Here is a 12,535-nt window from a genome sequence, read left to right on the forward strand (position 1 = left end):
GGCCCTACAAGAGCCGCTTTTTTACTACATCCTTACATAAATCCTTACTCGTTTTTCTTGCGTTCGGCTTCCAACGCCAGTATATTTTTATACGCAACCTTAATCGTATTGGGTACCTTTTCCAGCACTTTCACCTGCACATACTCTTCGCCTTCATTCTGGATTTCTACCTTCAGTTTTCGTAAAGGAATCTTGGCGGCTTGTGGCTGACTGGTACCGAAAATGTATGTACCTTCTCCGTCATCCAGAATGGCCGTACGCGGCAGTGTATTCGAACTTTTCCGCTCGCTGGCTCCTACAATCTTCGCCCGAACGTTCATATCCGAGAAAATGATGTCATTCGTATGCGGGCGTTTGAAATTCACGTACAACGTAATCGCTCCATTTTCGGCATCCAGAGCCCGGGCTACGCTGGCGACGGTTCCCTGTACAGCTCCAATTTCCGAGTTTGGGAAGGTCAATTCCACCTTCTGCCCAACCTGAATTAACTCCGCGTCTTTCTCGTACACGTATACGTTTGCCTGTAATTGTTCGGTATTCAGAATATCTACCAGTGGGTCGGTAGGCGTCGCCAGCTTACCCAGGTTCTGATGCACTTTATAAATCGAACCGCTAATGGGAGCACGAATGATGAGTTCGGGTGAGACGACGGCTTTGCGAATATCGTTGAGTTGAGTGGCATTGAAGTCCAGCAGAGCCAATTTGGCTTTGAAGGCCTTTTCCCGCCCAATGGCCGCATTCAACTTGGCTTCCGTAGCCTGATAATCAGCCAGTACACCGACGTTACTTTTCCGCAATTCAGCCTGCCGCTTGAATTCAATTTCCAGGAAGTCGGCTTCACTTTTCGCCGTGATGTACTGATTTTTCAGCTCCAGAAACTCTCCACTGGTCAGTTTCATCAAGGGTTGTCCTTTCTTCACAAACTGGCCTTCCCGCACGTAAATCTGGTCGACATGACCTTCCACTTCACTGTGTACTTCGGATCTGCTATCCGGGAACAGTTTAATCTTTCCGTTGGCGTTGATAACCGGACGCAGTTGTCGATCTTCAAAACCCGTCAGATCAACGTTAACTGATTCAAGTTGCTTCATGGATAATTGCAAGGAATCCGCACTTACGCTTACCTGGGCCGGTTTTTCTTCCGCCTTGGATTCCGCGTCACTATCCGAACAACTACTTAAGAAGCCACTCAGGCCCAGCAGGGCCAACAGGGGCAAAAAGTTCTTTTTCATGGATTATTCTCCTTTGAGGTATTGAATCGTGATGATCGAGTTATTGTAGTTCCGGACAACATCCAGGTATTCGGCCCGGATCTGGAACGCCTGCTGCAGGTTCAGCAGAAAGTTGTAGTAGCCAATGCTTCCCAGGCGGTAACTATCCTGAGCGGCTTTGACGATTTCGTCTGCCTGATTGAGGGCAAAGGTTTCATAATAGTCCAGCGACTCCCGGTAGGTGCGGTAATCCGACGCCGCTTTATCATAAGCACCCCGTAGCTCGTAGCCACTTAGCGAAATCTGTTGCTGGGCAATTTCAATATCCTTACGGGCCCCCGCCTGACGGGAACGGTACTGCCACTGCCAGAGCGGTACCGTCAGACCAAACTCCCAACGGTAGACCGCTGGTGTTTCCCTGCTGCCCTGATTCATGTAGCCTAATGAAATACCGGGTAATTGCCGGCTTTTTTCAACTTGCAGTAACTTTTCATTGTACCGGCGATTTTCTTCGAAATACGCTACCCGAGGGTTCGAAGAAAAAGACGTATCCGACGCTGAAATGGTCGAAGCGTAGTTCAGTCGTTTAAAATCTCCTCTGACTTTTCGTGTACTATCCGGAGCCAGCCCCGTCAGAATCCAGAGCTGGATACGGGAGCCGCGAAGCCGGGCTCGCGACTGTTTGAGGTAAATCTGGTTTTCGCGGTATTGAGACTCAGCGTTCAGACGTTCAATTCGAGAAATTTGTCCGACATTCAGGCGTACGTCCGTCACCCGAACGAAATTCGAAAGCAGACTATCCTGCTTTTCGAAGTTCTGAATCACCCGCTCGTAGTACAGAATGTCGTTAAAAACCGAGCGAACCTGATACGAGAGTTCATTAAACGTCACGTTCTTTTCCGCCTGATTTACTTTCACCAGTTGTTTCTGAGCTCTTCGCTGGTTGCTGTAAACGGTAGGAAACTGGATCGTCTGGAAAAAACCCAACCGATAGTTCTCGCCACTCGGAGCCTGCGTGTAAATACGGGGTGGCTCAATATTGAGCGTTGCTGGCAGGAGTACCTGCTCCCGTTCAATTCGCAGATCGGCCAGACGCGTCTGGGGATTGTGTTGTCTGGTTAAGTTCAAAGCCTGATCCAGCGTTAGTTCGCGTACATCTTCAACAGCTCCTACTTCGGGTTTCGTAGGAATGGCCTGGTTAGGCGTGATTTGAGCCGTAGCAGCCAGCAGACCCGTAGCGAGTAGTAGAACAATGGTAGTGGTAACCGGTACCGCTTTAGCTTTTACACCACCCGTCAACCCACCTTTTTTCGGCTTCCCAGCGAACATGGCGTACAGAATCGGTAAGACAATGAGAGTCAGAACCGTAGCCGTCAGCAGACCCCCAATCACCACCGTTGCCAGGGGCTTCTGTACTTCTGAACCGACGCTGGTTGACAAGGCCATGGGCATAAAGCCGAGTGCCGCCACAAACGAAGTCATCAGTACCGGGCGGAAGCGTTCTTCAATCCCTTTCAGTACCCGCTCGTTGGGGTCGTCGATCCCTTCATCACCCAGGGCGTTGAAGTGACTGACCAGTAGAATTCCATTCAATACGGCTACCCCAAACAGAGCGATAAAGCCAACCCCGGCGGAAATACTGAAGTTCATGTCCCGAATCAGCAGTGAGAATACCCCTCCCACTGCCGACAAGGGTACTACGGCGTAAATCAGGAAGCTGTCGCGGAAATTGCGGAAGGTCAGATACAACAGGCCAAAGATGACGAGCAGGGCAATCGGTACGACAATCGAAAGCCGGTCTTTCGCCCGTCCAAAGTTCTCGAAGTCGCCTCCGTAGTTGATCTCGTATCCCTTGGGGAGTTTTACTTTGGCGTCCACCTGTTTGATCACGTCGCTTACCACCGACTGCAAGTCACGGCCCCGGACGTTGAAGCCCAGGTTTACGACCCGTTTCATATTTTCGTGTACAATCTCCGAGGGTCCAATGGTTTCCGAGATGGTGGCAATGTCCCGCAATGGAATCGGGTTATTATTCTGATCGTTAATGAGCAGGTTTTCAATGTTTTCGGGACGCGTCCGGTCTTCGCCCGTCAGTCGAAGCGTTACGTCAAAACGACGATCATCTTCGTAGACCACACCCGCCGTCGCACCCCCGAAGGCCATCTGAATGGCCCGGTTTACCTGTTCAACCTTGATTCCGTATACGGCCATCCGCTGCCGGTCGTAGTGAATATTCAACTGCGGCAGACCAAATACCTTGCTCCCTTTCACGTCTACGGCTCCGGGTACATTGCGTACGATCTGAATGATCTGCTTGGTTTTCTTTACCAGCGTATCCAGGTCCGTTCCGTATAACTGTACCACTACCTGCGTCCGGGCTCCGGAAATCATATCGTTGACCCGGCTTTCGATGGGTTGCGAAATGGCGTAGAGTGGACCGGGGAACTGCGACATATACTCATTCATCTTGATCGCCAGTTCCTGCTGATTGGTCGCCTTGGTCCAGTGCTTTTTATCCTTCAGCTCGACGTATACCTCCTGCGATTCCAGCGGCAAGGGATCGACTTTCACTTCGGACGTACCAATTTTTGAGACAACTCCTTCGACCTCATCCGGAAATTCTTTCATAATCCCCGCCTGAAAAATCTGGCTCTGGCGAATCGATTCCGTCAGTGGCGTACCCACGGGCAAATCCATATCCACGACCATGTCGCCTTCCTGAATCTGCGGCATAAACTCACCCCCGATTTTCCCGAAACCGATGATCCCGGCAGTCAGTACTGCCAGGGCAAACAGAATCACCGCCCACTTCACGCGTAAGCCCGCCCGTACCACGGGACGCAACCCTTTTAGGAAGAACTGAACAATTTTTTCCGAGAAGCCATCGTGGTGTGCCGACTTCGGCGGTCGTAACATGACGGCACACATCATCGGTACGTAGGTAACCGCCAGTAACAAGGCTCCGATGATGGCAAAGGCTACCGTTTTGGCCATGGGCGAGAACATCTTTCCTTCAATTCCTTGTAAGGTCAGAATGGGAACGTATACAATCAGGATGATCAGGCCACCGAAAATCACCGATTTTTTTACTTCCGCCGCCGCCGAAATAACAACTTCCTGCCGATCCGCGAAAGTCATTTTCTTGCCTTGGAATTTACTCATACGTAGGGCCAGGAAAAGTACGGCGGACTCGACGACAATGATCGCCGGATCGACCAGCAGACCAAAGTCAATCGCTCCCAGACTCATCACGTTTCCAACTACCCCAAATTCCTTCATCCAGATAAAGGCAAAGAGCATGGCCAGCGGAATAACCGAAGCCGCGAGCAAACTGGCCCGCCAATTGCCCAGGAAGATCAGAATGACAATCATGACGATGATGGCCCCTTCCACGAGGTTTTTTGCTACTGTTGCAATGGCGGCGTTCACCAGTTTCGAGCGATCCAGGAAAGGCTCGATGGTGAGTCCAGGGGGCAATTCTTTCTGAATTTCGGTGAAACGCTCCTTCAAACGGGAAATTACTTCGTTTCCGTTGGCTCCTTTCATCATCAGAATGGAACCACCGACGACCTCGCCCTCACCGTTGTTGGACAAAGCTCCGAAACGTAAAGCGTGGCCAAATTCTACATCGGCTACGTCTTTGACCAGAATGGGTACATTGCCGTTTTTCTTCACTACAGCATTGGCAATGTCTTCGAGTGAAGCAGCCAGACCAATACCGCGAATGGTAAATGCCTTGTTTTCCTTTTCAATGTAGGCACCGCCCGTATTGCTGTTGCCCTTGTTCAGAGCTTCGTATAATTCATCTACCGTAACGCCCAGTGCCCGCATACGGTCGGTTTTGATCTGAGCCTGATATTCTTTGGCGTATCCTCCGTAACCACTTACGTCGGCCACGCCGGGCAAACCGAGTAATTTACGCCGTACGACCCAATCCTGAATGGTACGGATTTCAGTCAGCGTATAGGGGCTGTTATTGAGGTCTTTCGGACGAATAACGTATTGAAAAATTTCGCCCAAACCCGTCGATACGGGTCCCAGGATGGGCGTACCGGCCCCTTCCGGAATTTCGGCCTGTACCTGTGTCAGGCGTTCAAAGACCTGCTGACGAGCCCAGTAGATATCCGTATCATCCGTGAAAATCAGTTTTACCACGGATGAACCAAATTTGGAATAGGAACGCACTTCCGTCAATCCCGGAATATTGGCCATGGCCATTTCCAGGGGCGTGGTGATGTATCGTTCAATTTCGAGAGAAGATAAATTCGGAGAATTGGTAATTACATCTACCTGCTGGTTGGTTACATCAGGTACTGCGTCAATGGGTAGTGTTTTTAATGAATAGCCACCCCAAATGGCCATTACCAGCACCAGAAGTCCAATCGTAAACGGACTTCGGACGCTGAATGCGATAATTTTATCGATCATAGCGGTCAGGGATACAACAAGGACTACCCTGTGTATCCATTGGTTTCAGTAAAGAATAAGCAACTGGCCCAGCCAGAAATAGCTGAGAAATGGAAAGGAGGAAATTAGTCCAACTGCGGGGGTGGACTAATCAAAACGCCATCAATCGATTGATAATGGCTGCAATACTGAAATAAACCGGCTTGTTTGAGAAGAATCAGCCAGAAACGCCGGGACTGAGAAGTTAATAGGGCAGCGTCGAGGTGATGGAAGTCGGAAACATGGTGGCTATGTTCTTCCCCGGAATTCGTATCCCAGTGTTCGTCATCTGGCATACTGTCACTCTTCCAATACCGGATTTTTTTCTTACAATCCGGATCTTTGTCTGCCATAAAAGTAGAAGTATTTCTTTCTAAAGTACAATTATTTTCCACCCAGAAAGGTAAACCATAGGCGGAGGTACCTAGTAGAAAAAATACCATCAAACAGAGATACATTCGCATTATTATTCTGTTTGTCAACTTCTCTTTAACTAAAATCTGGCTATTAACTACTTCAAAGGAATTAAATTTTAATTAGAATTTCAAGTTATAAAGCAGATAAAATACAATTTCGATAGGTATTTGCGACCAATCCGGGGATTTTAGATAGGTAGCTGCTGGGGCTCTCAAGCCGATACGTGGGAGCACAAAAAAAATGGGAAGAGCCTAGCTCTTCCCATTTTTACTACCCACTGACGCTGCCTTAAGCAGAAGCCAGATGCGGATTAGGTGTTAATTCTACATTGGGCGGTGTGTCCATACTGGTGAAGCGTTGCAGGAAACTTAAGACAGCTCCCGTATCTGGCAGACTGTAGCGAGCCAGCGTTTTCTGCTGCCCTACTTTAATAGTAATGGCCCGGTCGGCCAGTGTCCGGAACATGTCTTCATCGGTACGGTCATCGCCAATGGCCAGGATAAAATCATACTGATCATCCGAGGCTAAACGGCTAGCAACGCTTCCTTTATCTACACCCGTCACCCGTACCTCTACGACCTTGTTTCCATCAATTACCTGTAGCTGATGGCCCGTCAGTCCATGTAAGGTATCAATGAGCTCACGGGACTGGGCAAAACCCAGATCAGCTCCGGTATTCCGGTAATGCCAGGCTAGAGAGTGCGTTTTCTCTTCCACAAAGGTTCCCGGACAACGTTGTACGGCCAGATTCATGGCCTGCTGAATATTGCTTCGCCATTCGGGCAGAAAAGCTTCCGGGTTTTCCTGCCAGTTTCCATCCGGCAATCGTACCGCCGCTCCGTGTTCGGCAACCAGTTGAATCGAGAGCGATCCGAACCAGTTTTCCAGCGTCTTTTTATCCCGACCACTAATGATGACAATGCGATTCTGGGGTACATTAGCCAACTCGCTCAACAACTCAATCACTCGTTCACTGGGTCGGGCTAAATCGGGAAACTTAGCGAAGGGAACTAGCGTACCGTCGTAGTCCAGCAATAAAAGCCGCTTTTGGGCTTTCTGATAATTATCCATAAGTTCTTTGCGTAATGCCACATTCAGCAGGCGTACTTCCCACTGGTTTTGCTGGGCTTTAGCATTAAATAATTGGGTTAAAAAATCATCCGCCCACTGGACCACGTCATAGTCCCGAATACGGGTTTGCATGCGTTTGATTCGCTCAGCCTGCGTTTTAACGGGCATGGACAGGGCTTCTTCAATAGCTAAAGCCATCCCTACCCGATCCGTAGGATTAATAAGTAAAGCCTCGCCTAATTCAGCGGCGGCTCCGGCTACTTCACTGAGAATCAATACGCCTTGTTCGTCCTGGCGGGAGGCGATAAACTCTTTGGCTACTAGATTCATACCATCCCGAATTGGGGTGATTAATGCCACATCGCAAGCCGTGTAGTAGGCACACAGTTGCTCGAAGGAAAGACTGCGATACTGATAGACCAGCGGCTGCCAACTGACCGTAGCAAAACGCCCGTTGATCCGACCGATGTTTTCTTCGATCATCTGCTTCCGTTCACCGTACGAAGTGATTTCGCTACGGGAGGGTACTACAACCATAACAAAGTTGATCTTGCCGTGCCATTCCGGGTGGTTTTCCAGGAATTTCTCGTATCCCTGTAATCGGTTCAAGACGCCTTTCGTATAGTCAAGCCGATCCACCGAAAAGAGAAGTTTATTTCCCTGTAACTGCTGATGAATGGCTTCCCGCTCGGCGACAACTCCGGGCAGACGATAAGAGGAGTTGAACCGATCGTAGTCAATACTAATGGGAAAGAGATCAACACGTACCGGACGGTTGGGAATCTGAACAAAACGTAGTTTGCTTTCAATCCCTAACAGCCGTTGAACTGATTTTTCGAAATGCTGTACGTAATCGTTAGTATGGAATCCGATGAGGTCGGCTCCCAGCATTCCCTGCAGTAATCCTTCCCGCCAGCGGTTGGGCAACATGCGATACACTTCAAACGATGGAAAAGGAATATGCAGGAAGAAACCAATGGTCGCTTCCGGGCAACGCTCCCGTAGCAGGGCCGGTAATAACATCAAGTGGTAATCCTGTACCCATAGGACATCGTCAGGTTGATATAATTCGGCCAGACGATCCGCAAACACAGTGTTTGCCTGTTGATACGCCTGCCAATTGGGTTCTTTAAATTCAGCAAATGATGGAAAATAATGGAAGAGCGGCCAGATGGTTGAATTGGAAAGACCGTTGTAAAAACCATCATTCACATCATCATCGAGCCAAAGTGGCTCAATTTTAAATGTTCCGGTCGAACGTTTGCTCTGTTGAAATTCTTCCCAAAGCTCACGACTAAAATCAGCGTTGCCTACCCATACTACTTCTTCGGGTTCAAAGGAAGAGCGGTCCTGAGCTTGTAGATAGCTTTTTAATGCGGTAGCCAAGCCACCCGCACTTTCCAGCAATTGTACGGTTGATTCCTGCCGTACTAACTGAATGGGTAATCGATTGGAAATTATGAAAAGTCGTTTCATAGAGTTCGGTGGCAGATTCATAGGCATTCCTTACAAAAACCCGCCCTAGGAGTGAAGAAACGGCTGGGCTGGGGAAAAACGAGGAATAGACTTCCAGTTTTTCCGGACATTGAGCGACGACAGTCTCCCCGAGGAATGCATGCTTAACTGTTCAAAAGAACAGGTATACGCATCTCAAAACGGGAAGATAACCGCGAACGCAACGGCTCGTTTCAGAAAATAAATGGGTCCTTTCGATAAAATAATCGTCTGGTTCGGACCAAACAGGAAGCGAAAGCAGGAAGGCTTTAAGCGACTCCTCCCATAATAAGCAGGTAAGCAATTCCGGCGACTAAGGTACCAATGCCAAGCAAAGGAGCATTTTCGAAATTCGGTAACAAGCGAAGATGACGTAATTTGCGACGGCGGAGCCTTGACCAGGCTAATACATGAATGGGTTCTACTATCATGGTCTAACTGGTTTGGTGCTGAACAAACGTAGGCATGAAGCCTTAGGCTGAGCTTAATGAATCATTAAAAACTACTTAAGGCGTCAAGCGAGCATTCCAGGCTGTATAATAATTAATGAATAGTTATATAAAAACTTAGGAATACCATGCCAAACTATACGTCATCCGTCAAAAAATAAAACTTTATACAATCGGCTGGTTTAGTACCTTTTTCGGTATCCAGCCTTACATCTTTACTGCTCATGTTATATCACGTTGTTCAGCCAGCCTATTGGTCGGCACTAGAGGAAGCAAATCCCTACACCCCCGAAACCTTTGCGGAAGAAGGGTTCATTCACCTAAGTACACAGGAACAGGTAGCGGGTGTACTGGAACGCTATTACGCGGGCGTGCGACCTTTATTAGTACTACACCTGGACGAAACCCGATTTTCAGCCCCTTTACGCTACGAAGCCTCTACCGGGGGCGAACTCTTCCCTCATCTATACGGTCCGCTCAACCGGGATGCCATCGTACAAATTGAGACGCTGCCGGAAGTTTAGCGGTACAGGTTTTTTGGTACTAAAACTGAAACAACCTTCCAGTCAATGCAATCGCTTCCCTACGAAACTCTCCGCCTCGGCGTTATTGGCATGGGCGGGTTTGGGCTATTTGCTACCCAACACTTCTTACAGGTTCCTGATACCCAACTCATTGCTATTGCCGGGACCTTCCGCGAACAGGCGAAGCAAGCCGCCCGCCGGTTTAAAGCCGATCTGCTGGAAACACCCGAAGAATTAGCAACCCGTACGGATATAGATGTCATTTATCTGGCCACGCCTCCTTCCCTACACTACGAACAGGCCATGCTTTGTCTGCGAAACGGCAAGCACGTCATTTGTGAAAAACCACTGGCACTCACGCCCGACCAGGGCCGGGAAATGCTGGCACTCGCTAAAGAACGGGGTCTAGTCATTATTACCAATCTGATGCAACGGTATAATCCCATGATTGGCCGGGTTCAGCAGATCATCAAGCGTAATTTACTGGGAAAACCCATTCACGGTTACTTCGAAAACTACGCCAGCGATGAAGGCCTGGCTCCTACCCACTGGTTCTGGAATCGGGAAATTAGTGGCGGTATTTTCATCGAACACGCCGTTCACTTTTTCGATTTGTTCGAATACTGGCTGGGAGCCGGAACGGTCGTGGCCGCCCAACGGGTATTTCGGCCCGAAAGCGGTATTGAAGAACAGGTACAGGCCATTGTGAAATACGAAAACGACATACTCGTTAATTTTTACCACGGCTTCACGCAGCCGGGCCGCTTGGATCGCCAGGAATTACGAATCGTATTTGAGCATGGAGACATTACACTCGAAGAATGGGTGCCCACCCGACTGACGTTGCGGGGCATTGTCAACGAAGAACAAACCCAGCAGCTACTCGATATTTTCCCGGGAGCCCGACTGGATATTTCAGCCTCGTACGGCGGTCCGGATCGGCAACAGCGAGGACGCCATAAAGACATTGAAGCCTTTCAGAAAATAGAGCTTCATTTCGGGGATGAAACAAACAAACAACACCTCTACGGGGATTTGCTTCGGGATTTCTTCACCGAGCAATCGGACTATTTGCGGGGTCGCGTTACCAAGCGAAAAAGTACGGAAGAAAACGGCTTACGTTCCCTGGAACTAGCGTATCAGGCCAGTCAGATGGCCCAGTAGTCATAAAAAAGCCCCGAACACTCAAAAAGGTTCGGGGCTTTTTTATGGAATTGCTCACACCGAAGGACGCTACGCTATTCTTCATCCAGTTTCGGATAATCCGTGTACCCTTTTTCACCGGGGGAATAGAAGGTACTGGGATCGCCTTCGGCCAGCGGAGCTTCCTGCTTGAAACGTTCGGGTAAATCCGGATTCGCAATAAATGGAGTTCCAAATGAAATCAAATCCGCCGCTCCGCTTTGCAGGTCTTCTTCCGCCCGCTCCTTTGTATAACTTCGATTCAGAATCAGTGTACCCGGAAAAACCTGTCGTACATACTGTCGAAGGGCCGTATAGCCTTCTTCCTCGCTTGCATTAATGAGGTGAATATAGGTCACATACTCGCCCAGCTGGTCAGCCAGATACCGATAAATTTCATCGAATTCCGGCTGATAGGGCATATCGTTCATTTCACCGTAGGGCGACAAACGAATACCTACGCGGTCTTTCCCAATGGCTTCTGCTACCTGTCGGGCTACTTCTAGAGCAAAATGAGCGTATTTTTCGGTGGTTCCGCCGTACGCGTCCGTCCGTTGGTTGGTCGTAGGGCGAATGAACTGTTCGATCAGGTACCCATTGGCTGCATGTAGTTCGACGCCGTCAAAACCGGCGGTAATGGCATTGGTAGCCGCCTGTACAAACTCCAGAACGGCATCGTGCACTTCGCCTTCGGTCATGGCGTAGGGTACGGGATGGGCCTGTACCCCTTCCTGATCCGTACGCATGTTACCCTTGGCCCGTACCTCCGAGGGAGCAACAATCAAGGCTCCTTCGTGCATATTCAGGCGATGCGAAATGCGTCCGGTATGCATGAGCTGTACGAAGATTTTCCCGCCACGATCGTGTACGGCTTCCGTTACTTTTCGCCAGCCTAAAATCTGCTCTTCGTTCCAGATACCGGGGATACGGGCATAGCCTTCCCCGTTGATGGAAGGGCTGGTTCCTTCCGTAATCATCAGTCCCGCCGATGCCCGCTGAGCGTAGTACAGAGCCATGTGTTCGGTAGGAATATGGTCGACACTGGCCCGGTTCCGTGTCATGGGAGCCATAACGATGCGATTATTGAGGCTTAAATCTCCCAGCGTCAGGGGCGTAAACAAGCGTAAATCACTCATAAAAACGATAAGATTACGGGCTATTCTTTGAAAAAGGATCGAACTTTTATTCTTTTAATTGATTTTTACGCCTGATTTTCACCTGTCTCTGTCTTGCAATGCACATTCACATTCGAACGCTTATACCCGAAGACGAAATAGCTTTGGCATTCCTAGCTAATAACCGTTCGATTTATGATAATGTTCGAGATATTTTTCCGCATCCGTATACCCTTGATCATGCTCGGGCATGGATTGATTATGGCCGCAGTCAGCCGACGCTAAATGCCGCCATCACAGTTGATAATTGTTTTGCTGGTTGCGTAGGTCTGATTCCGGGAACAGATATTCATCGGGTAAGTGCAGAAATTGGGTATTGGTTAGGCGAGCCTTTCTGGGGGAAAGGTGTCATGACGACGGCCCTTGACTTGTGGATACAGCAAATCTGGCAGACGTTCCCGGAGGTACACCGCTTATGGGCGGGCGTTTTTGCGTTTAATACGGCCTCGATGCGGGTACTGGAGAAAGTGGGTTTTGAGAAAGAAGCGGTTTTAAAACAGGCTATGATTAAAAATCAGGTAGTGGTTGACGAGCACCTCTACAGTCTCCGCCGCTCCTGATTTTAG

Annotated in this window: 8 protein-coding genes; 3 read left to right on the forward strand and 5 right to left on the reverse strand. The window is 49.2% G+C overall.

What is annotated here, in order from left to right; genetic code table 11:
- Positions 1-44: 44 nt before the first annotated feature.
- The 4 genes from BWI97_RS10995 to BWI97_RS11010 all read right to left on the reverse strand — a co-directional run bounded on the left by BWI97_RS10995 (position 45) and on the right by BWI97_RS11010 (position 8,621).
- Positions 45-1,232 carry an efflux RND transporter periplasmic adaptor subunit gene (locus BWI97_RS10995; protein WP_102201033.1) on the reverse strand — a complete coding sequence of 396 codons (1,188 nt, stop codon included), beginning with the start codon at positions 1,230-1,232 and terminating at the stop codon, positions 45-47.
- A gap of 3 nt (positions 1,233-1,235) precedes the next feature.
- Complete coding sequence (locus BWI97_RS11000) at positions 1,236-5,639, reverse strand: CusA/CzcA family heavy metal efflux RND transporter (protein WP_102201034.1); 4,404 nt, start codon at positions 5,637-5,639, stop codon at positions 1,236-1,238.
- A gap of 104 nt (positions 5,640-5,743) precedes the next feature.
- The gene (locus tag BWI97_RS11005) at positions 5,744-6,010 is read right to left on the reverse strand and encodes a hypothetical protein (protein WP_146010913.1); all 267 of its coding nucleotides are present in this window, start codon (positions 6,008-6,010) and stop codon (positions 5,744-5,746) included.
- Between the two features lie 352 nt (positions 6,011-6,362).
- The gene (locus BWI97_RS11010) at positions 6,363-8,621 is read right to left on the reverse strand and encodes a bifunctional alpha,alpha-trehalose-phosphate synthase (UDP-forming)/trehalose-phosphatase (protein WP_158242738.1); all 2,259 of its coding nucleotides are present in this window, start codon (positions 8,619-8,621) and stop codon (positions 6,363-6,365) included.
- A 691-nt stretch (positions 8,622-9,312) separates the two neighbouring features.
- Here BWI97_RS11010 and BWI97_RS11015 point away from each other — a divergent pair.
- Together BWI97_RS11015 and BWI97_RS11020 are read left to right on the forward strand one after the other, a co-directional pair.
- Complete coding sequence (locus BWI97_RS11015) at positions 9,313-9,612, forward strand: DUF952 domain-containing protein (protein WP_094809333.1); 300 nt, start codon at positions 9,313-9,315, stop codon at positions 9,610-9,612.
- A gap of 45 nt (positions 9,613-9,657) precedes the next feature.
- Entirely contained in the window at positions 9,658-10,776 is a 1,119-nt protein-coding gene (locus tag BWI97_RS11020; RefSeq protein WP_102201037.1) for a Gfo/Idh/MocA family protein, read from the forward strand.
- 74 nt (positions 10,777-10,850) lie between these two features.
- Here BWI97_RS11020 and BWI97_RS11025 read toward each other — a convergent pair whose 3' ends face one another.
- Complete coding sequence (locus tag BWI97_RS11025; RefSeq protein ID WP_102201038.1) at positions 10,851-11,930, reverse strand: alkene reductase; 1,080 nt, start codon at positions 11,928-11,930, stop codon at positions 10,851-10,853.
- Positions 11,931-12,028: 98 nt separating this feature from the next.
- Between BWI97_RS11025 and BWI97_RS11030 the strand changes: the two genes are divergently transcribed.
- Positions 12,029-12,529, forward strand: coding sequence for a GNAT family N-acetyltransferase (locus BWI97_RS11030; RefSeq protein WP_102201039.1), 501 nt, complete (start codon positions 12,029-12,031; stop codon positions 12,527-12,529).
- The last annotated feature ends 6 nt before the right edge of the window (positions 12,530-12,535 follow it).

Source organism: Siphonobacter sp. BAB-5405 (genome assembly GCF_002872335.1).
Lineage (GTDB): Bacteria > Bacteroidota > Bacteroidia > Cytophagales > Spirosomataceae > Siphonobacter.

Coding starts and splice junctions, on each gene's coding strand:
- BWI97_RS10995 (WP_102201033.1), bottom strand. CDS start 1,232: ATGAAAAAGAACTTTTTGCCCCTGTTGGCCCTGCTGGGCCTGAGTGGC.
- BWI97_RS11000 (WP_102201034.1), bottom strand. CDS start 5,639: ATGATCGATAAAATTATCGCATTCAGCGTCCGAAGTCCGTTTACGATT.
- BWI97_RS11005 (WP_146010913.1), bottom strand. CDS start 6,010: ATGGCAGACAAAGATCCGGATTGTAAGAAAAAAATCCGGTATTGGAAG.
- BWI97_RS11010 (WP_158242738.1), bottom strand. CDS start 8,621: ATGAAACGACTTTTCATAATTTCCAATCGATTACCCATTCAGTTAGTA.
- BWI97_RS11015 (WP_094809333.1), top strand. CDS start 9,313: ATGTTATATCACGTTGTTCAGCCAGCCTATTGGTCGGCACTAGAGGAA.
- BWI97_RS11020 (WP_102201037.1), top strand. CDS start 9,658: ATGCAATCGCTTCCCTACGAAACTCTCCGCCTCGGCGTTATTGGCATG.
- BWI97_RS11025 (WP_102201038.1), bottom strand. CDS start 11,930: ATGAGTGATTTACGCTTGTTTACGCCCCTGACGCTGGGAGATTTAAGC.
- BWI97_RS11030 (WP_102201039.1), top strand. CDS start 12,029: ATGCACATTCACATTCGAACGCTTATACCCGAAGACGAAATAGCTTTG.